This is a genomic window from Algoriphagus sp. 4150 (assembly GCF_031457395.1).
Lineage (GTDB): Bacteria > Bacteroidota > Bacteroidia > Cytophagales > Cyclobacteriaceae > Algoriphagus.
Window position 1 is genome coordinate 129,263 of sequence record NZ_JAVDWS010000015.1, and the last position, 19,735, is coordinate 148,997.

Here is a 19,735-nt window from a genome sequence, read left to right on the forward strand (position 1 = left end):
TCTTGATTTTCTTACGAAATGGATTCCATTAAAAAAAGTATAAAACCTGTAAGTGGTGGAGGATAGAATTTACTTCTCTTTTTATACAGACAATGTCTTACCGGTTACTTGTCAACCTGCTTTCTCCACACTCACCCGAATCGATTTACTGATGGGTGTATTGCTTTTGTCTGCGTATTCATGAATTGGGACCAGTGGGTTCGTTTCCGGAAAATAGGCAGCCAAATTCCCCAGAGGGATAGAATAGGGGATGATTAAAAACCGGAAAACTTTACGCTCCTGCCCATTGTAATTGCTGCTGATATTGACCACGTCCATTTTCTTTAGACTTTCCCGAGCCATATCAGCTTCGTTCATAAAGAGGACTCTCCGTTCATTGTAAATTCCCCGATATCGATCGTTCAGGCCATAGATCGTCGTGTTGAACTGATCATGTGAGCGGATGCTCATCAGTAAGTATTCATTTTCTTTCAGTTCATGCACAGGAAGTTTGGTGTTGCTGAACTGCGCTTTTTGATTGGGAAGCTTGCTGAAATCCAAGTCCCGCACATTGTTGGGCAAGTAAAATCCGGAGCCTTTGGATTTGGTGTTTACGTCCTTGAATCCTGCAATTACTTCGCTTAATTTTTCACGAAGTAATTCGTAATCCGAGCCCAGTAAACTCCATTTGACTGGATGATTTCCTCTGAAATATGCTGAAGCAATACCGGCTACTATTTCCGGTTCACTTTTGATGTCGTCGGAGATTGGATCAAGGAAGCCTTTGGATTGATGTACGATCCCCATGCTGTTTTCGACGGTGAAATGCCGTTGATCTCCATCTTTAAAGTCTTTTTCAGACCTTCCCAATGTAGGCAAAATCAGGGCTGTCTTCCCTGTGATTACATGACTTCGGTTTAGTTTCGTGCTGATCTGAACTGTTAAGTCGCAGTTTTGAAGTGCTCTGGCGGTGTATTCTGTATCGGATGCAGCGGATACGAAATTCCCTCCCAAACCTATAAATACCTTGGCTTTTCCTTCATGCATGGCGGGAATTGCCTTGACCACATCTACTCCTTCATGAGCCGGTGCATCGAATCCAAATGTTTTTTTGATGGCTGCATTTAGTTCGTTGGATACATAATGCATGATCCCCACACTTCGATCTCCCTGTACATTGCTATGCCCCCGTACCGGACATGTGCCTGCTCCCGGCTTTCCCAGGCTGCCTTTCAGCAATAGAAGATTGACGCACTCTTTGATGTTTTCTACGCCGTTTTTATGCTGAGTCAGCCCCATGGCCCAACAGATGATGATTTTGTTCTTTTTGGCTAAAAGAGCAACTGCTTCATCAATCAGTTTTTCTTCTACTCCACACATATGCAGTAGTTCCTGCTCATCATGTGTGTCCAGATGGGCTAAAAGAGACTCGTATCCTTCGGTATATTGTTCGATGAATTCATGATCAAATACATTTCCGAGAGACTTGTCCAAGGCCATCAGTTTTTTCTCAATCAATTTCAGGAGTGTTACATCCTGATTGATTTTTACCTGAAGAAAGATATCGGTGAGACCATGACCATTGAGCAGCATTCCACTGATCTCTTGGGGATTTCGGAATCGGATTAGCCCAGCTTCCTGTAGCGGATTTATACTGATTATTTTTCCTCCGTTTCTCTTACATTTTTCTAAAGCCGAAAGCATTCTGGGGTGATTGGTTCCCGGATTTTGTCCGATTACCATGACCACTTCGGCTTGATCAAAATCTTCCAATTTCACGGAGCCCTTGCCTATTCCCAATGTTTCCGAAAGTCCAACTCCGCTGGATTCATGGCACATATTGGAGCAATCAGGCATATTGTTCGTACCAAAAGCTCTGACAAAAAGTCCGTATAAAAATGCAGCTTCATTGCTTGATCTGCCTGATGTATAGAAAATTGCTTGGTCAGGATTGTCTAATGCATGGAGGTGCTCTGCAATGACTCGAAAAGCTTCCTCCCAAGTGCATTCCTCGTAGTGGTTTGAGTTTGGTCTCAAGAGCATTGGGGCAACTAAGCGACCACTTTGACCGATTTTATAGTCTGACCACCGGGAAATTTCCTGTACGGAATAGTTTGAAAAAAAAGCATTGTCAACCATCTTTGATGTGGCTTCCTCTGCCAAAGCCTTTGCGCCGTTTTCACAATATTCTCCAAGTTTGGAACGGTTTTCAGGATCCGGCCAAGCGCAGCCCGGACAGTCAAAGCCATCCTTTTGGTTCATATGGGAAAGTGCCCGGAAGGATTTAAGGACTCCCATTTCTTTGAACGTATGCTGAAGGGCTACTTTCACGCCTGTAAAACCTGCTGCATATTCAGCCGGTTTTCTAAGATCAATTCCTGTAAACTCGGAGGAGCTTTGTGTTTGGATATTTTTTCGTGTAGGAGAGGGCATAATATTGGTGTTTCTCGGGGAGCTGGTTTAAAGCTACAGAAATATAACAGCCAAAATGTGTAGGGCCGAAGGGATTTCTATTCCGGTTTGTACTTCAAAATAACCGTAGCCTAGCAGGTAGATGGACTGAAAATCATTTCTAACGTGCTTTTTACTGCTATTTCGATGTATGTTTGGTGATTTCCGAATAGGCAGAAGTTAGGGCTTCAGACAATACCTCTTTGGAAACCTTGTGAAGGTCAAAAGTGGTCCAGCCTTTTTCTCCCCACTTATTGGGAACAGGATAGATGGCTTGGGGCTCGTATTCACAAAAAGCGCTTTGCTCTTCTAAAGAAAGAGCGAGGTTAGCGGAATTGCTTTTTTCGTGAAACGTAGCAAAAATCCGCCTTTTTATCACTTTGAAGGCAGTTCTGTCAAAGTGGGGAGCACTTTCAGTCCCTGGGAGTGAGAGTGCCATTTGGGCAAATGACTCAGAGCTTATCATTGGGCGTATTGTTTTCCCTCCTAAGTTCACTAATTCCCACTAAAAGTAAAAAGCGTATCGAGTGCTTTACCCAATACGCTTTAAAAGTGCCGTAATAATCGTCATAGTTAGATTACTGTTACGAATTTTTCTTTTGGAGTACGTACTTTTTTCATGTTGACAAGCCAGTCATTTTCCTCGTTTCTGTAACCAAGTGGAAGTACTACTACACTTCTAAGCCCTTTGGATTTAAGGTCCAGAATTTCATCCAGTGCTGCAGGGTCAAATCCTTCCATCGGAGTAGAATCCACTTGCTGCTCAGCTGCTGCTATCAATGCGGTACCAAGGGCAATGTAAGCTTGTTTGGCGGTGTGGGTGAAGTTTTCTTCAGCAGTTTTAGCTGTGTATAAGCTTAAAAGCCTTTTACGGTACTCATCAGTGGTACTGTCAGGTAAGCCTCTTTGTTCATTATTGGATTTGAAGACGCTGTTGATTCGCTCAGCAGTGTAATTGTCCCATGCAGCAAATACAAGCACATGGGATGCGTCTGTGATTTGACTTTGATTCCAAGCAATTGGCTTGATTCTTTCTTTTATTTCCGGATCAGTGATTACCAGAATTTCATATGGCTGCAATCCTGAAGAGGACGCAGTAAGTCTGACAGCTTCCAGTATGTAGTCTACTTTTTCTTGGGGAACAGGAGTTCCGTTCATTGATTTGGTAGCATATCGCCAATTCAAATTTTCTAATACTTGCATGATTTCTTGGTTTAGTTTTGATGTTTTCAGCTTTCGCCAAAAGCAATGATTACTAAACACAATCGTCTTCCGAAAGTTCCGTGTTTAGAAAATTAATGTATACACATAGGTGCTTTAACATGAGGGTAATACTTGACTAAAACACCTGTAACTAGTGATTGCCGCCCTCCTTTTTCTTAAAGAGCCTTTTTCCAAATTCAACAATTGCAAATACAATAAAACCAACGACCAAGCCGACCAAAAACTCAGTAATGATGGCGGGGAAGGAAGGGAAGAGGTGATGGAAGAAATCTAGATTATGGACGAAAATCCCTCCGGATACCAGTAGGAGGGCTATTGTGCCTATCAATCCCATGGCTTTGACTATTTTGGGAAGGGCATTTACAAGCAGTAGCCCAACCTTGTCTGAGAAGCTGTCTTCTTGCTTATTCATTGCTATCAGCTTGTAGCCAAACTCGTCCATGCGTACTATTAGGGCCACTATTCCATATACACCTACTGTTGCTAAGAGAGCGATGACAGATACTACTATGATTTGCTCCAGAATAGGTTCGTTCACCACAGTACCCAAAGCAATGATCACAATCTCTACGGATAAAATGAAATCAGTTACCACAGCGGATTTTATTTTTTCTTTTTCGCGCCGAAGTAATTCTTCTTCAGAAACATTCTCATCTATTATCACTGTGTTGGTATGCTCATGAGGCACGATATATTCGTAGATTTTTTCTGCCCCCTCATACGCGAGATAGAGCCCGCCGAGTATCAAAATAATTGTAACTACAGTAGGAACAAAAGCACTGAGCAAAAAAGCAAAAGGGAGAATTATTGCTTTGTTCAGTAGAGAACCTTTGGTGATGGCCCAAAGCACAGGTATCTCCCGATCGGAGACAAATCCCGAGGCTTTCTCAGCATTCACAGCCAAATCATCACCCAATATTCCGGCTGTTTTCTTAGCAGCTACTTTACTCATCACGGCCACATCGTCCATCAGTGTGGCGATATCGTCTAGCAATGCAAATATTCCTGAAGCCATTTTATTATTGAAAACTTTTGAAAATTTCCCCCACTTTATCTCAATTGAAAGTGAATATACTCTGCCCCTGCTGTGCTTACAAATAAAGATTGTGCCTGTGGGAAAATTAGCATAGGGAGTAAATCAGTAATCAAGTCATGATTCAAACTTGCTTAGTTTACCTCATGAGATTTTGGTGTTTTGCTACAACACTCCAAAATGTTTGTAAGACTTAGGCATGGATAAGTAAAGATACCGCCAGTTAATTTATTGGAGGAAAAGAGTTGATTTGAAGCTAAAGAAGATAAAATCAAATTAGATTTGTGCGCAAATTGAAATGCCTACTGATCGGGTATTCTGAACCATATTATTAACGCATGTCTTATTTAATCAGAAAAGCCAATTTTGCTGACCTGAGTCCCTTGGTGGAAATGGCTAGGACCTCCTTTGTCCAAGCTTTTACAGAAGGAAATAAAATCGAAAATGTAAACGCTTATTTGGAAGAGGCTTTTACAGAAGAACAGTTTGTGGATGAAATGGAGAATCCGGCATCTGTTTTTTTTCTCCTGGAAGTGGATGGGGTTCTTGCCGGCTATGCCAAAGTGAATTTTGTTCCTGCCCAAACTGAACTTCAGGATAATTCCAGTTTGGAAGTGGCCCGGCTATACCTTCTTGCTGAGTATATTGGCATGGGGCTGGGGACGGTCTTGCTTACCCATACCATCAATTTTGCGAAGCTGAATCGAAAAAAATATCTCTGGCTTGGCGTTTGGGAGAAGAATAGGCGAGCCATCAAGTTCTACGAAAAACACGGGTTGAGTATTTTTAGCTCACATCCATTCCCTTTTGGAGATGAGATTCAGACTGATTTTTTGATGAAAATAGATTTTCAATAAAATTCCGGTTTGATTTAGATTTTGGACGAAAGGTTTGGGCTAATCCGCGGGTTGAAACTGTTGCTCATGCTACTTAATTGATTTTCATAAGAAAAGGCGACCATCCGGTCGCCTTAAGATCTAAAAGAAAGGGCTGGTTATGGATCAATTCCCTCCCAATTCGCCTTTTTCAGCCATTTTTTGCATTTTCTTATTCGCATAGATAGCGACTTCCACTCTTCGGTTTTGCTGTCTTCCCGCCTCGGTATCATTGGTGGCAGTAGGTTGCATCTCGCCATAAGCGGTGATTTCCATCCGGTTCTTGGCGATTCCCTGACTTGTCAAATAGTCTTCTACAGAATAAGCTCTCTTCCGTGAAAGCTCCATATTGTATTCTTCCGAGCCGGTGTTATCGGTATGGCCTTCCACAAGAATGTTCGTCTCCTCATATTTTTTCAATGTTTCGGCTAATTCTTTCAAGTTTTGTTTTGAGGCCTCACTCAAGTCGGATTTGTTTACAGGAAACATCAAACCTGAGTCGAATGTGATTTTGATGCCTTCTCCTACACGCTCTACATTTGCTCCTTCAAGATCCCTCTGAAGTTCGTCAGCGGCTTTATCCATTCGATGGCCGATAATTGCTCCTGCAGATCCACCGATAACAGACCCGAGCAGTACTCCTACAGCGGTATTATTCTTTCCGGCGATGACTCCCCCGAGTGCTCCGCCTGCTGCTCCACCGATAGCCCCACCTTTCACGGTGTTACTTGATTTACAGCTCACGGCTCCCAATGTGGTAGTGGTGACTAGCGCTGCCATTAGGAATTTGTTGGTCGTTTTCATACTTACTTGTTTGTTTGATATGCTAAAGGGTTCAATTCATATGCCATTTCAATGTTAAACGTAAAGAAGTTGATTATGTGTTTGTGTGAGAAGGAATGTGTCCCACGGGGAAATAGTAGTGCTTACAGTTGAGCTGATAGAAAACGGATAGTTTTTCTCTATCTTTTTGCTGATCATGAATAGATCCAACCAGAAGGGCTATGCTTACTTCTAAAAGCCGAAAACCGAATATGCCCTTAAGTTTACCAATCTATTATAAGTGACGGATGGATTGCTTGCCATGAATGCAGCCGGTATTTTTGAGGAAATATTATCCCCATGAAATCGAGCATGGTCCCATACCTACGGGATCACACAATGGAATGATTATCCCGCATGAGAGATTCCAAGTGGCCAATAGAAAACAATTATAATCACATGAAAAGATTTTGCCTACTGTTATTGTCTTTAGTAACAATTCCAACTTTCGCTTTTTCCCAAGGAACTGCTGAATCAAAGGAACCCATAGTGATTTTGATTTCACTTGATGGGTTTAGATATGATTATGTAGATCGATTTCAGCCTGAAAATCTCAGAAGGTTTATTGCGGAAGGAGTGGAGGCAGAAAGCATGATGCCGTCATTCCCCAGTAAGACTTTTCCCAACCACTATACAATTGCTACGGGCCTTAAGCCTGAGCATCATGGCCTGGTGGACAATTCTTTTTACGATCCGGAAAAAGATCTGACTTACGGAATAGGCAAAAAGGAACTGGTGCAGGATGGGAGCTGGTATGGTGGGACTCCTCTGTGGGTGCTTGCAGAGCAAAATGACATGGTTGCGGCGAGTTATTTTTTCGTAGGATCGGAAGCAGATATCCAGGGAATTCGGCCTAGCTATTATTACCCGTATGATGGAAGCGTGAGCAACATGACTAGAGTGTCAGAGGTGTTCAAATGGCTGGAATTGCCGGAAGCTGAGCGCCCCAGACTTATTACCCTGTATTTTTCTGATATGGATGATGTAGGGCATGCATATGGTCCTTCCAACGACGCTATGCTTGAGCCAAGACTAAGGAAGCTGGATCATGAGTTAGGGGCACTTTTTGAAGGGTTGAAAAGTTATGATCTTGATATCAATGTGATCATCGTTTCGGATCATGGAATGACGGATATTCCGGTAGATAATTTCTTGAATCTTACTATACTGACCAAGGATGTTCCCGGGAGTGTTGTCAATAACGGAGCTTTGGCTCATGTGTATTTGGAAAATAAAAAGGACAAACGGAAGGTGATCAAATCGCTTGAAAATGCCGGTTTTCCTGTCCATATCACTGACGTAGATCACAAGGAAAATTATCAGGATTTGATGTACAAAGATAGGATTGGAGACATTCTGATCATTCCGGATATGGGTTACTACTTGGCAACAGGACCGGCAGTCACTCTGACTAAGAGGCGCGCAAAGAGCTTGGGGACTACTGTTTTTGGAGAGCATGGGTTTAGTCCTGCGTACAAAGAAATGCACGCAGTATTCTATGCCAATGGCCCCGCGTTTAATTCAGGTCTTAGGATAGAAACCTTTCAGAACGTGCATGTGTACCCGATGATTTGTAAGATTTTAGGCTTACCGATTCCTGATAGTATTGATGGTAAATTGGAGGTTTTGGCACCTATTTTAAAAAACTAGTCATGGATAAGCTTGATATAAGCTCACGCAAAGAGGTAGATTTTCTGGTTAGGAGATTTTATGATCAGGTACGCAAACATGAGACGTTGGGGCCGATTTTCAATGGCGTGGTGAAAGATTGGGATACGCATCTGATCCACCTAAGTGATTTTTGGGAGATGATCTTGCTACAGACCGGACCGGGAGCAGGTAAGTTCAACCCGGTCAAAGTGCACAGAACAGTAGATGCGGAGGTGGGTAATAGCATAGAGCAGGTGCATTTTGGATATTGGTTGGAGTTGTGGTTTGAGACGCTTGACCGGTATTTCGAAGGAGAAAATGCAAACTATGCCAAGGAACATGCAAGAAGAATGGCTCATATGCTTTTTATGCGGATTTGGGAAGCTAGGGTGAACTAATAGTTTTCAGTATCGAAGCATCCGGATTTTTTGAAACTCAAGATAATTATATAGCCTACTATAACCGGAAACCCTTAAATTAGGTACATGGATAGATGTCATGTCATATCATGTATGCTTATTGTAGGAATGTGCTTTTTGCTGAGCTGCGGCTCTGATTCAATCACAACTCCGCAGGAACTAGTGTCTGACGGGCAGCTGGTATCATTGCAGATAGACAGTCAAACTTCGAATGTCAGTGATGGCTTAGTGGCTTTTCAGGATGAAAATAGTGAATGGCTGTTTAACCTCAATTTTTCCAACAATGAAATACAACTCTACAATCTGGACTCCAAGACACTGGAAAAGAGAATGGTTTTTGAGCTGCAGGGGCCCGAGGGCGTAGGTTTTATCCAAGGTTTTCATGTGCATAGTATGGATAGTGTTTTTCTTTTTGGGTATCCTATGCACAATCTTCATCTAACGGATACTAGTGCACATATTAAAGCCAAATTTAACTATGAACCTCCTTTAGGCTATACAAGTGCTTTTCTACATAATGCTCACTTCACGTATAAGCCCGTTTTGATTGGGCATAAGTTATTGGTAAATGCAAAATTTGAAGGGAATCTGCGCGAAATTACCGGGGAGGAATTGTCATCCAAAAAATTCGGATATAGTATTGATCTAAAGAATTCCGAAGTGGATCTTTTGCCTATAAGCTGGCCGGTGGATTATAATGCTTCCGGCGCAAAACTTCTGGATTTCAGTATGGCTGCTACGGATGACAGGTTAGTTTATTCGCTTGTAGCTGATCATAATCTTTATGTAACAGATTTGCAGGGAAACCTCCTGAAAACTGTAAATTCCAAAAGCCAATTCATGGAGGAAAGCTTCGAGAGTTTCGGTAGTACAGATCGCTTCGAAACCATGAAATATGTATTGGCGTCTGACCGCTACGAGCGGATCTTGTATGATGAATTTAGGGGCGTATTTTATCGCTTTGTATTTCCCAAAGTAGATGTACAAAATGAAGAGGAAATAGACCAATTGAGGAGATTCCCACGGAAGTTTGCCGTGATGATACTTGATAAGGACTTAAATATCTTGGGAGAAACACTGATGCCCGATAATACCTATTATCCCGGAAATTCCTTTGTGGGCAAGGAAGGATTATATATTTCTATCAGTCATCCTGACAATCCTGCGAATAAGGAGGACTTGATGAGTTTTGAAGTGTTTAGGCTGGAGGAGTTGGAATAATTGTATTTGCTAGTTGGCCTAGCGGAGGAGATTTGCAGTTTCTGTAATTTCTTTTCCTTCAAGGATAAATTTCTTATAACCCGAAGAGCTGACATATACCATTGAGTCTGCCACTTCCGCCAGAGTATTGAATCCATTTGGATAGAACTTCCTTCCGATAGGATACATCCATGCAAAATATTTATACCAGGGAAGCACATGTTTCGCTCCATCCATAGGTTTCATTATCCCGGGGCGGTATGCAAAAACCTGCTGGAAAGGCAGCTTCTTTAGCTCATTCTCGGTTTTTCCTTTCACCCGAGCCCAATGGCTTTTTCCCTTTTCTGAACTGTCTGTTCCTTGTCCAGACACATAAGTAAAAGTCATCTGAGGATTGAGCTTCGCTAAAGTGGCTGCAAAGCTCAATGTCAAGTCATACGTGATCTTTTCGTATTGCTCTTTACTGATCCCTACAGATGAAATTCCAGCACAGAAAAAGCAGGCGTCAAAATTTACCAGTTGACTTTCTATAGCATCAAGATCGGAGAAATCCGAGTGGATAATCTCTTGCAGTTTGGGATGCTGATGACCATTAGGTTTTCGGCTGATCGCGACAACCTTTTCGATGATTGGATTTTCCAAACAGCGCTGCATAACGCCTTCGCCTACCATTCCTGTTGTTCCTGTAATAATGACTTTCAGTCCCATATTACTTAATTATGATAATCCTCAACGATGCCAGTAGCCTAATTCTCTTTGGTTTGCCTGGAGGCAGACCCGCCCCAGCGAGGTAGACCGATGTGCCTTTAATGTTAGTATTAACTATTCTCTATATTGTTTTTGTTTCTTTACTATCAAAAACATTCAATAATTGGCTAAATTTTATGATGGAGTCTACATCTATCACCCGTAACCCGACATCCATTTTCCTGATTATTTCAATTTAACCAGTGGATAATTCAGCCCATTTACTTCATTTTTCATTACCTGGTATTTTTTCAAGCTTCTAAAAAGCTCTGTCAGATTTCTGAATCCATACGACCTTGGGTCAAAACTTGGATCTATCTTTCGCAGTGAAGCCCCGATTTTTGCGATGTGGATTTCCTCTTCTTCATCTGAGGATATTTCAAAGGCCTTGTCTATTATGCTCAGATCCAGCTCTGCGTTTTCCTTTTCCGGCTGTTCTGCCTTGACTTCTTCCACCAAAACCACATTTTTCCGGGTAGTACTGACCTGGGATTTATCCACTTTCTTCGAAGTGGTTTTCGGCTTTTCCTCGGGCAAAAGATTCTCAGCATAAGTGAAAATCTCGCAGGATTGTACAAAGGCTTTTGGAGTGATTCTACGGCCTATTCCCATCACAAACAAGCCTTCTTCACGGATTCTTTTTGCCAAACCTGTGTAGTCAGAATCCGAGGAAACGATACAAAAACCATCCACACTTTTGCTGTGGAGTATATCCATTGCATCGATGATCATCGAGCTGTCCGTGGAATTTTTGCCGGTAGTGTAAGAGAATTTCTGGATGGGACTGAAAGAGTGAAGGTTGATCATTTCCTTCCAGCTGTTCATATGGGGAGTGGTCCAGTCCCCGTATATTCTACGGATGGTGGCTTTGCCGTATTTGGAGACTTCTTCCAGGATCTCCTTGATTAGTTTTGCTTGTGCATTGTCCCCGTCGATCAGGACGGCAATATTGAATTTATTATCTAGCATATAAAAATGTAATGTCGTTGTCCTAAAGCTAGCAATTAATAAGCCGAGGTTGGGAATTGGAGAGTTGAAAATCCGGAATTTGTACTTTTGGTATTTTGCTGCCGCGTGGTCTGTGTCTTCACAGATCACTTGATAGAGTATTCGGAAATTATTTCACCGTTGTGCGTGTCCTCCTCACAACTTTTTATTGCCTTTTTATCGCCGTTGTGAGTGTCCTCACTCACAACCTTCTTCAAGCCATTTAATTTATGCTTTGAAATAACCAATAAGTAAGTGAGTGGAGACACTCACTTGGGCGGAGAAATTCGGGATTAACCGAAAGTTCGACACCCTCCGGGGTCGTATGGAATCTTGCGAGCATAGGTTTGTCCACGGGTTTCACCCGCGGTTATTGAAAGGTTCGACCACTTTGTGGTCAGGTTTTTAGTAGCATTTAATTTACAAATGATTTCCGAAAATGATCCTGAAATGCTTGCCCGCCGTGGTGGGGATCAAACTTCTCAATAACCATGGGTGCAAGCTGTGTATAAGAGGAGCTTTGAATAGGAAATGACAACCCTGAAGCGATAGTCCCGATGAGTGAAGCGATTTCGGGAGGGTTGAACTATTAGCGCCCCGTCCTCCCAAATATCAAGATCAATATTAAATTGATTAGAATAGGAAAGCGTAGTTACAAACGCTTAGCTCAACACTTGGTTTACGGTCAGGGGGGGGTAATTTCCAAAATAATGCCGTAGGTCTGACTACCTTGGGCATCACAGATATCAATAGTACACCATGAGCAACCTAAGTTATTCTCCTGCCCTGTAAGCAGCCAAACGCTCAATCAGGCATCACTTATCCCGACACCTTTTGTCTGGTTTTATCATGTAATACAGTCATTTCCTTGCTGATCTCATCCCTAAGGAATAAATTAGTCTAAACACTTTGGGCAGATTTTGCTAATTTCCCCTTCTAATACTTCAGACTATGAACGAAAAAATCCACCACGGCAGGAATATCAAGCGTTTTCGTGAGATGATGGGCATTAAGCAGGAATCGCTCGCCTTCGAACTCGGGCCTGACTGGTCTCAGAAGAAAATCAGTCTGCTGGAGCAAAAGGAAGAAGTGGAGGAGGAGCTCTTGCGTCAGGTAGCTGAGATTTTAAAGGTTCCAGCGGATGCGATAAGGAGCTTTACAGAAGAGGCAGCTATAAACATTATTTCAAGTACACTCCATGATAATGCTGGATCCATAAACAATCATTGCAGTTTAGTTTTTAATCCCATTGATAAATGGGTGGAGGCACTTGAAGAAAACAAAAAGCTTTATGAGCGACTTCTGGAATCCGAGCGGGAAAAGGTGGAGTTGCTGAAGAAGATGATGGAGAAATAAGAAAAGTGGTTTTCTGTTGATCTAGCTTTTTTTTGATAATAAGACGTAGTTACAAACTCACGCCTAGCTAATGCTCAGCGGAGGATTTTAAAACTCAAAATTAACTTCTTGATTTAAGGTTAATTCCAGCCAAAATTGGTTTTTAGAGGGATCATGGATCAATGAGGCATGATATCCCTTCCATTCGAATTGTTTAGATTTAAGGAGAGAGTTATTTGCTTTGGCATTTTTGGACGCATCTTCAAAATTCAAACGCAAACCTTGTTTATCCGAAATGTCTTCAGCTCTATCCTTCACCCTTAGAAATGAGGTGGAAAATTCGAGGAATTTTGTTTCTTTACCGAAAGGTATTTCGTAGTATGATTTAAATTCTAGGTTCATAAAAATTTGTTTTTCGACAAGGTAGGAATTCTGCCGTTTCAGAAAATATCTAACCAGAATATTATGCTTGGGAGGGAATCCAGTGATTTGAAAGAAATTCCTATCTTTAGAACGATGACAAGCAAGAAAAAAATAACGGGCTCTTAATTATTTGCCTTACCGGAGAAAAAAGATAGAGTGCCAAATTCTCGAAGACTCTACGTGAATTTAATTCTTTCATCATATTTGAAACTATATATGAAATCAAAAATCATTAAATACAGTATTTTTTCAACAATATTTATTTTGTGGTTCTATTTAGCATGGTTAAAGCCTAAAGATAATACCTCTCCAAATTATGAAAAGGAATTTTTTGAAGCTACTAACCAAAGGAACTACAATTTGGCATTCAGTATACTTCAGAAAAACATAAAAGCCAAGAAGGACTCGGAGGAGTTATATCTTTATGGTATATCTTTTGAAAATTTGAATTTGCCTGATAGTGCTATATTTCACTTTAAAAAATCTTTGCACCTTAATCCAGACCAAATAAAACCATATATTAGGATTGCAAGAAATTATTATTTACTAAAAGGGAATTTTGATTCAGCAAAAATATATCTTGATTTAGGGTTTTCTATAGATTCAAAAAATACTGAATTGTTAATAGAATCATCAATTTTTAATTTTGAAAATAAGGATACAGCTAGTTCTGTCCATGTCTTAAAAGAAGCATTAAAAAATTATGGAAATAATAGCCAAGTATTAGGTAGTTTGGGGAGTATTTATGTCAAAATAGGAAAATTGGATTCGGCTGAAATGTTTTATAATAAAGCACTTGAATCGAATAAAGAAGTACACTATTTAGATGAAATCCATGAGGGATTAGGAGCTATAAGCTATAGTAAAAGTAAATTACAGGAATCTAAAATGCATTTTGAAAAATCTTTTGAATTGGTTCATTTAAATGAAAATGTAAATTTTCACCTTGGAATTATATACGCTAAAGAAAATGATCACGAAAAAGCAATAAAACACTATACAAATGCCCTTGTGATAAAAAACTCAGATTTTAAGGTCTATTTAAACAGAGCAATTTCATATTTGGCCATCGAGGAATATGAAAAGACAATAGAAGATATAAATAAGTCAATAAAATTAGCCCCGTCAAACAGCGATCAATATGCCTTAAGGGCACAAGCTAAATACTTGTCAAATGATCATAGGGGTGCTTGTGAGGATATGAGTAAAGTTGAAGAAATGGGGAATTACAATTATAAGGAATTTAAAAATGAAATTTGTGAATAGCCAAATTATAAATTTTGTATTTATATTTCCAAGAATTTAATTAATTCAAATATGAATTGCTTAAATACTAAAATTGTGTTTTCTAAAATTTTTCTATCCGGTAATATTAGTATATATGTTATTTGATTTTCGGATTGATTGTATTTAGTGAATGTTAGGCTGTTGTTCTCTGCAAATTTGCGTATTTTAGTGAAATTTTGATTTTGATCTGATATTAATCCTTGATGATGAATAAGTAAGTTTCTAACCAGCTTAATATTTTTAATAAATTCCCATTCTGAATTCAGCTTATTAAGTTCTATCTTTGCTTTTTTGGTTAAATATGTTTTAATTTTATCAAATTCCGACCCACTATTTACGTGATTTATTGAAAAGTCTAAACCATTTTTTGTAGAGTGGTAATAGCAAATATTTTTCAGCTCAAATTCAAGAAAGGAAAATAGTTGAGTTAGAAAGGATGCTCTAAACCCATTAGGAAAGTCATATGAAATTAATGAGATCTCTCTATGTTTTTCGCTCATTAAAAAATTTAAATAGTCTCTATGGTCTTCACCAGCACTTTTAGCTTCCTCCTCAAGATAATTAATGTTAAATGATTGTTGCGCTTTCTCTTTCTCTTGAGTAAATAGAGATTCCATTAAGTATAAATAATCTCTGAATTCGCCAAATTCTCCCGTTCCAAAAAGATTGGAAATTCTATTTTGTAAAACTCGGCTATTTGTTTCTTCTTTCATTCAATTGTTTTTTTTATTAGTTCAAATAACCTCAATATTTATATATTAATTACAAAATGTGAGATTTATAAGTTATCCCAGAATTCTGGACTTTGCTGATCCATATCTAATGAATCATTATAGTATGGGTTACTATGTGAACTACTATACGGGTGGTTATATCTATAGTCATCATAATCAGCTTCACTATCGCCCAAATCTTCTTCTAGAAAACAATCAGAATTAGCTATAATCCATTTAATATAAGAGAAAATAATTGTATTACTTTTATCATACGGAGAAAGATTATTTCCAAGTCGGTCTTCTATTAATTCTTCAAAAAAATATTGAAAATCCCATTCATCCTCTTCAATAAGAAAAGCATTAATTAGCATATTGTTTGGGTCGTCATTATTTTCTAATATGATTCCCTTTCTTTTTGAGTATTCTTTAAGGTTTCTTGCGCAACAAACACTAGTATTGTTATTTAGGAATGAAAGGAATAAATCCCCAAGGCCGTATTCTTCTAAAAATTGCTCTTTGGTTCGGCCAATTCGATATTGTAGAATATGGTGGTTAGTGAATGAATAAGCATTATTAAAACAATTTATTGCTTCTTGAGGCTTTTCTAATGCGAGTAAGATTTTTCCTTTAACATATTGTCCATATCCATCATTTTTATTTTCTAAATATCTGTCTATGGCATCAAGTGATAAGTATAATTCCTTTAAGTCATTTTCATAACTCAATATATAAGCTTTTACGAAATAATATTCCAAATGGCTTTCGTGTCGAATGTTCAAGTCATCAAATAATGCTTTTCCTACATTTTTATAAGGATCCAGCCAGCCGCCTCTGGGACAGTCACATGTTAAAAGGTCTATTCCTTCTTTGAAGAATTCGTATGATTTTCCAAATTCTTTTTTTATTGCAAAACTTACCCCCTTCGATAGGTAGTGCTTTCCAATACTTTCTTTATTCGACGTATCTATTAATTTGCTTAATTCCATAAAGTTTTTTCAAAAGTTAGCATGTAATTCTTTAAAGTAGTTTCTCCTTAAAAAACCCAACCGTCCTGTCCCAAGCCAGCGTTGCAGCAGCTTCATCGTATCTTGGAGTAGTGTTATTGTGAAAACCATGATTGACATCTGGATACATAAATGCCTGGTATTCTACTCCGCTTTCCTTCAGGGCTTTCTCGTAGGCTGGCCAACCGGCATTTACCCGCTCGTCCAGTGCAGCAAAATGAAGCATCAGTGGGGACTTGATTTGAGCTGCTTCCTCCGCAGAAGGCTGACCACCGTAAAAGGGAACCGCCGCATTTAAAGTTGGGATGCGGACGGCCATCATATTGGATATCCATCCCCCGAAGCAAAATCCTACCACCCCGATTTTCCCATTGCAATCCGGATGTGCTTTCAAATACTCATAAGCGGCGATAAAATCCTCTAACATTTCATCTCTGTCTCTTTTGCTTTGCATCGTACGTCCTTCATCGTCATTTCCCGGATAGCCACCGAGTGGGGTTAGGGCATCCGGAGCCAAGGAGATAAATCCTGCCACTGCCGTTCTTCTTCCCACATCTTCTATGTAAGGATTTAAGCCACGGTTCTCATGAACGACTACTACTCCTGGGACTTTGCCGGAGGTACCTGTTGGAGTGGAAAGAAGTCCTTTGATTTTACCGCCTCCTTTTGGAGAATCGTAGGTGACGTAATCCGAAGCCAAGCGGGTATCGTCGGATTTGATCGTGCGGGTATCGTCATAATTTGGCATCATAGCACTCATGAGCGCAGCGACCGTCACACCTCCTACTGCATAGGCAGATAGCTTTTCTATAAATTGTCTTCTTTCCAGTTTATTGTGTGCATATGCATCGTACAGGTCAAAAACCTCCTGATTGATGTCTTCTTTTCTTAATTCCTTCATGGTTCTGGTTTTGTAGGTTCTCCTGTAATTTACTGATTTGCCGGAAGTAAATATATTCGTTCGTGTAAATGTTTAGACATTAGACGCTAGACATAAGACATTAGAACCGAGAACCGAGAGCCAAGAACCGGCAACAGAGAACTGACAACCGAAAACCGATCCCGCTTCCAACTTCCTTATATTCTTCCGAACTTGCAGGCTCAAATCACTTCTCTTGCATCTTGGCCTCAAAAGTTCTCTTTATCACTCCGCCTTTTACCCAGCTGAATACCCCTTATCCGGCGACTGCCTATTTGAAAGGTTACCTCAATCAAATTGGTGTCGCATCAAATCAGGTGGACCTGGGAATTGAGGTGATTTTGCAGCTTTTTTCAAAATCCGGATTAAATAAAATCTTCGGGCAGATTGAGGCAGATCAAACTGAACTATCCGAAAATTCTGCCAGAATGGTACGGCTGAAAGCCAATTATTTACAAAGTATAGATCCCGTAATCGCATTTTTGCAGGATAAAAACCCGACACTTGCCTACCGAATTGCCGAAGGGGATTACCTGCCGGAAGCAAGTAGATTTGAGCAGTTGGATGACCTGGAGTGGGCGTTTGGAACGCTGGGAATCCGTGATAAGGCACGGTATTTTGCCACGTTGTATCTGGAGGACTTGGCAGATCTGATCACAGAGCAGATTGATCCGCATTTTGGCTTTAGCAGATATGCAGAGCGGCTGGGAATGTCCGCCAATTCATTTGACGAGATGCAGGAAGCGTTGCATCAGGAGTCGGGATTGATTGATGAGTTGCTGTGGGAGTTGCTCGAGCAGAAGATTCAGAAGTATCAACCCACTTCCGTGGCTTTTTCAGTCCCTTTTCCAGGCAATCTGTATGGAGCTTTCAAATGTGGTCAATACCTCAAGGAGCACCATCCTGAACTTGTCCTCTGGATGGGTGGAGGTTATCCAAATACCGAATTACGCTCGCTGAAAGAACCAAGGGTTTTTGATTACATAGACTTTATTGTGCTGGATGATGGAGAAGCGCCCATTCGCTTACTATTAGATCATCTGGATGGGAAAATACCCGTTGGGGAGCTGAAAAGGACTTTTGCCCGTATTGACGGGAAAGTAACTTACTGCAATAGCAATTCTGCCAAAGATGTTCCTCAGCGTGAAGTAGGTACTCCTGATTACAGTGATTTGCTCATCCGGGATTATCTTTCTGTCATCGAAGTGGCCAATCCCATGCACAGACTTTGGTCGGATGGTCGCTGGAATAAGATGACGTTGGCACATGGGTGCTATTGGGGTAAATGTACTTTTTGCGATGTATCTCTAGATTATATCGGAAGATATGAGCCGATTACTGCATCAATTCTATGCGACCGAATAGAAGAAATCATGGCTCAAACCGGACAAAATGGATTCCATTTTGTCGATGAAGCTGCTCCGCCTGCGCTGATGCGGGACCTAGCCATTGAGATATTGCGCAGACAGCTTTCGGTGACTTGGTGGACCAATATCAGGTTTGAAAGCAGCTTTACCGCTGATCTCTGTCGCTTGCTAAGAGCATCCGGATGCATTGCCGTTTCCGGAGGTTTGGAAGTGGCTTCAGACCGCTTGTTGGCATTGATCAAAAAAGGAGTGACTGTGTCTCAGGTGGCTCAGGTGACCAATCATTTTACCCAAGCGGGAATCATGGTTCATGCATATTTGATGTATGGTTTTCCTACCCAGACTGCACAAGAGACGATCGATTCTCTGGAAATGGTGAGACAGCTGATCCAAGCCGGGGTGATCCAGTCCGGTTTTTGGCACCGCTTTGCCATGACGGCACATAGTCCGGTCGGTCTTGATCCAAAAGCGTATGGAGCGATCAACTTGATGCCTACGGAAGGTACTTTCGCAAACAATGACCTCCCGCACGATGATCCCACGGGAGCCAACCACGAGCTATTTGGTGAAGGACTTCGCAAATCTCTTTTTAATTACATGCACGGGGTATGTTTTGACGTGCCGCTTCAGGAATGGTTTGATTCGAAGGTTCCGAAGACTACAATTCCGAAGAATTTTATTGCGAATGAAATTAGAAACGAGCCTACTCCGGAATGTAAAGATCGAAATAGAATCCTGTGGATTGGAGCTCAGCCGGAGTTGCAGGTTTTCGGGGAAGATGATCTTTCCGAATTGATTTTCTCAGGTAAAAAGGAAGATTTTGCAATGGAGCTGCCCCTTGATTTGGGGCAATGGGTATATGAAATGCTGTTGACTGTGGGATATGGACAAAAACTCAATACGCTGAAACCTATCCGTGAGAGCTATGAATCGGGATTTGGAGACTTTGAGGAACTGCTGGAATCTGAGGTTTGGGAAATATTAAGAGAACATGGATTGCTGGTGTTTTAAAAGCTGGAAGACAGAAGTGGGCTCAATTCTAATGTTTGCCAAATCTTAAGTTGCTTTTTTCTGAAAGTCGGGTGTTTCCCGCAGATCACCGCAGAAAAATTCGCTGATTATCGCTGATCCTTTTATTTATAAGATTATGATGCTTCTTTTATCTCCGTTTGTGATCATAGGATTCGGAAAACACTAGCGTCAAGGTGATACTCCCTGAATAAAGTTGACACATTTTGTTGGGACAAAAAACCAATTAAGATGAAAAAAGGATTTCAACTAAAGCCCCAACGTATTT

General features: G+C 40.7%; 18 protein-coding genes. 7 read left to right on the forward strand and 11 right to left on the reverse strand.

The annotated features are described in order from the left end of the window. Nucleotides 1-111: 111 nt before the first annotated feature. The 4 genes from J2X69_RS17755 to J2X69_RS17770 all read right to left on the reverse strand — a co-directional run bounded on the left by J2X69_RS17755 (nt 112) and on the right by J2X69_RS17770 (nt 4,669). Entirely contained in the window at nt 112-2,412 is a 2,301-nt protein-coding gene (locus J2X69_RS17755; protein ID WP_310106344.1) for an FdhF/YdeP family oxidoreductase, read from the reverse strand. Nucleotides 2,413-2,569: 157 nt separating this feature from the next. Continuing rightward, the gene (locus J2X69_RS17760; protein ID WP_310106347.1) at nt 2,570-2,896 is read right to left on the reverse strand and encodes an MmcQ/YjbR family DNA-binding protein; all 327 of its coding nucleotides are present in this window, start codon (nt 2,894-2,896) and stop codon (nt 2,570-2,572) included. A gap of 107 nt (nt 2,897-3,003) precedes the next feature. Next, nucleotides 3,004-3,633 carry an NAD(P)H-dependent oxidoreductase gene (locus tag J2X69_RS17765; RefSeq protein ID WP_310106351.1) on the reverse strand — a complete coding sequence of 210 codons (630 nt, stop codon included), beginning with the start codon at nt 3,631-3,633 and terminating at the stop codon, nt 3,004-3,006. Nucleotides 3,634-3,784: 151 nt separating this feature from the next. Then, nucleotides 3,785-4,669: a DUF808 domain-containing protein gene (locus J2X69_RS17770; protein WP_310106355.1), complete on the reverse strand. Its 885-nt coding sequence runs from the start codon at nt 4,667-4,669 to the stop codon at nt 3,785-3,787. Between the two features lie 356 nt (nt 4,670-5,025). On the opposite strand from J2X69_RS17770, the gene J2X69_RS17775 reads away from it, so the two are divergent. Next, a complete protein-coding gene (locus J2X69_RS17775; protein ID WP_310106357.1) occupies nt 5,026-5,544 on the forward strand; it encodes a GNAT family N-acetyltransferase in 519 nt (172 codons plus the stop codon). Nucleotides 5,545-5,688: 144 nt separating this feature from the next. On the opposite strand, the gene J2X69_RS17780 is transcribed toward J2X69_RS17775, so the two are convergent. Next, on the reverse strand, nt 5,689-6,366 hold the full coding sequence (locus J2X69_RS17780; RefSeq protein ID WP_310106360.1) for an OmpA family protein: 678 nt from the start codon (nt 6,364-6,366) through the stop codon (nt 5,689-5,691). 417 nt (nt 6,367-6,783) lie between these two features. Between J2X69_RS17780 and J2X69_RS17785 the strand changes: the two genes are divergently transcribed. The 3 genes from J2X69_RS17785 to J2X69_RS17795 all read left to right on the forward strand — a co-directional run bounded on the left by J2X69_RS17785 (nt 6,784) and on the right by J2X69_RS17795 (nt 9,674). Further along, complete coding sequence (locus J2X69_RS17785; protein ID WP_310106363.1) at nt 6,784-8,034, forward strand: ectonucleotide pyrophosphatase/phosphodiesterase; 1,251 nt, start codon at nt 6,784-6,786, stop codon at nt 8,032-8,034. A gap of 2 nt (nt 8,035-8,036) precedes the next feature. Then, complete coding sequence (locus J2X69_RS17790; protein WP_310106367.1) at nt 8,037-8,432, forward strand: group III truncated hemoglobin; 396 nt, start codon at nt 8,037-8,039, stop codon at nt 8,430-8,432. Nucleotides 8,433-8,519: 87 nt separating this feature from the next. After that, on the forward strand, nt 8,520-9,674 hold the full coding sequence (locus J2X69_RS17795) for a DUF4221 family protein (protein WP_310106370.1): 1,155 nt from the start codon (nt 8,520-8,522) through the stop codon (nt 9,672-9,674). A gap of 18 nt (nt 9,675-9,692) precedes the next feature. On the opposite strand, the gene J2X69_RS17800 is transcribed toward J2X69_RS17795, so the two are convergent. Both J2X69_RS17800 and J2X69_RS17805 read right to left on the reverse strand, forming a co-directional pair. Next, the gene (locus J2X69_RS17800; protein ID WP_310106374.1) at nt 9,693-10,361 is read right to left on the reverse strand and encodes an NAD-dependent epimerase/dehydratase family protein; all 669 of its coding nucleotides are present in this window, start codon (nt 10,359-10,361) and stop codon (nt 9,693-9,695) included. A 225-nt stretch (nt 10,362-10,586) separates the two neighbouring features. Further along, a complete protein-coding gene (locus J2X69_RS17805) occupies nt 10,587-11,369 on the reverse strand; it encodes an NYN domain-containing protein (protein ID WP_310106378.1) in 783 nt (260 codons plus the stop codon). Between the two features lie 969 nt (nt 11,370-12,338). Between J2X69_RS17805 and J2X69_RS17810 the strand changes: the two genes are divergently transcribed. Next, nucleotides 12,339-12,743, forward strand: coding sequence for an XRE family transcriptional regulator (locus tag J2X69_RS17810; RefSeq protein ID WP_310106382.1), 405 nt, complete (start codon nt 12,339-12,341; stop codon nt 12,741-12,743). 87 nt (nt 12,744-12,830) lie between these two features. Here J2X69_RS17810 and J2X69_RS17815 read toward each other — a convergent pair whose 3' ends face one another. Then, on the reverse strand, nt 12,831-13,124 hold the full coding sequence (locus J2X69_RS17815) for a hypothetical protein (RefSeq protein WP_310106385.1): 294 nt from the start codon (nt 13,122-13,124) through the stop codon (nt 12,831-12,833). Between the two features lie 237 nt (nt 13,125-13,361). On the opposite strand from J2X69_RS17815, the gene J2X69_RS17820 reads away from it, so the two are divergent. Next, nucleotides 13,362-14,411, forward strand: a complete 1,050-nt coding sequence (locus tag J2X69_RS17820; protein WP_310106387.1) for a hypothetical protein — start codon at nt 13,362-13,364, stop codon at nt 14,409-14,411. A 20-nt stretch (nt 14,412-14,431) separates the two neighbouring features. Here the strand turns inward: J2X69_RS17820 and J2X69_RS17825 are convergent, their stop codons facing one another. The 3 genes from J2X69_RS17825 to J2X69_RS17835 form a co-directional block, all read right to left on the reverse strand. Then, complete coding sequence (locus J2X69_RS17825; RefSeq protein WP_310106389.1) at nt 14,432-15,145, reverse strand: hypothetical protein; 714 nt, start codon at nt 15,143-15,145, stop codon at nt 14,432-14,434. Nucleotides 15,146-15,210: 65 nt separating this feature from the next. Then, nucleotides 15,211-16,134 carry a hypothetical protein gene (locus J2X69_RS17830; protein ID WP_310106392.1) on the reverse strand — a complete coding sequence of 308 codons (924 nt, stop codon included), beginning with the start codon at nt 16,132-16,134 and terminating at the stop codon, nt 15,211-15,213. A gap of 31 nt (nt 16,135-16,165) precedes the next feature. Beyond that, nucleotides 16,166-17,053 carry a dienelactone hydrolase family protein gene (locus J2X69_RS17835; RefSeq protein WP_310106393.1) on the reverse strand — a complete coding sequence of 296 codons (888 nt, stop codon included), beginning with the start codon at nt 17,051-17,053 and terminating at the stop codon, nt 16,166-16,168. A 221-nt stretch (nt 17,054-17,274) separates the two neighbouring features. On the opposite strand from J2X69_RS17835, the gene J2X69_RS17840 reads away from it, so the two are divergent. Next, nucleotides 17,275-19,449 (forward strand): radical SAM protein, encoded by a 2,175-nt coding sequence (locus J2X69_RS17840; protein ID WP_310106395.1) that lies wholly within the window; start codon nt 17,275-17,277, stop codon nt 19,447-19,449. Nucleotides 19,450-19,735: the final 286 nt, after the last annotated feature.

Excerpts from the sequence above, each read along its gene's own strand:
- J2X69_RS17755 (WP_310106344.1), bottom strand. The coding sequence starts at position 2,412 with ATGCCCTCTCCTACACGAAAAAATATCCAAACACAAAGCTCCTCCGAG.
- J2X69_RS17760 (WP_310106347.1), bottom strand. The coding sequence starts at position 2,896 with ATGATAAGCTCTGAGTCATTTGCCCAAATGGCACTCTCACTCCCAGGG.
- J2X69_RS17765 (WP_310106351.1), bottom strand. The coding sequence starts at position 3,633 with ATGCAAGTATTAGAAAATTTGAATTGGCGATATGCTACCAAATCAATG.
- J2X69_RS17770 (WP_310106355.1), bottom strand. The coding sequence starts at position 4,669 with ATGGCTTCAGGAATATTTGCATTGCTAGACGATATCGCCACACTGATG.
- J2X69_RS17775 (WP_310106357.1), top strand. The coding sequence starts at position 5,026 with ATGTCTTATTTAATCAGAAAAGCCAATTTTGCTGACCTGAGTCCCTTG.
- J2X69_RS17780 (WP_310106360.1), bottom strand. The coding sequence starts at position 6,366 with ATGAAAACGACCAACAAATTCCTAATGGCAGCGCTAGTCACCACTACC.
- J2X69_RS17785 (WP_310106363.1), top strand. The coding sequence starts at position 6,784 with ATGAAAAGATTTTGCCTACTGTTATTGTCTTTAGTAACAATTCCAACT.
- J2X69_RS17790 (WP_310106367.1), top strand. The coding sequence starts at position 8,037 with ATGGATAAGCTTGATATAAGCTCACGCAAAGAGGTAGATTTTCTGGTT.
- J2X69_RS17795 (WP_310106370.1), top strand. The coding sequence starts at position 8,520 with ATGGATAGATGTCATGTCATATCATGTATGCTTATTGTAGGAATGTGC.
- J2X69_RS17800 (WP_310106374.1), bottom strand. The coding sequence starts at position 10,361 with ATGGGACTGAAAGTCATTATTACAGGAACAACAGGAATGGTAGGCGAA.
- J2X69_RS17805 (WP_310106378.1), bottom strand. The coding sequence starts at position 11,369 with ATGCTAGATAATAAATTCAATATTGCCGTCCTGATCGACGGGGACAAT.
- J2X69_RS17810 (WP_310106382.1), top strand. The coding sequence starts at position 12,339 with ATGAACGAAAAAATCCACCACGGCAGGAATATCAAGCGTTTTCGTGAG.
- J2X69_RS17815 (WP_310106385.1), bottom strand. The coding sequence starts at position 13,124 with ATGAACCTAGAATTTAAATCATACTACGAAATACCTTTCGGTAAAGAA.
- J2X69_RS17820 (WP_310106387.1), top strand. The coding sequence starts at position 13,362 with ATGAAATCAAAAATCATTAAATACAGTATTTTTTCAACAATATTTATT.
- J2X69_RS17825 (WP_310106389.1), bottom strand. The coding sequence starts at position 15,145 with ATGAAAGAAGAAACAAATAGCCGAGTTTTACAAAATAGAATTTCCAAT.
- J2X69_RS17830 (WP_310106392.1), bottom strand. The coding sequence starts at position 16,134 with ATGGAATTAAGCAAATTAATAGATACGTCGAATAAAGAAAGTATTGGA.
- J2X69_RS17835 (WP_310106393.1), bottom strand. The coding sequence starts at position 17,053 with ATGAAGGAATTAAGAAAAGAAGACATCAATCAGGAGGTTTTTGACCTG.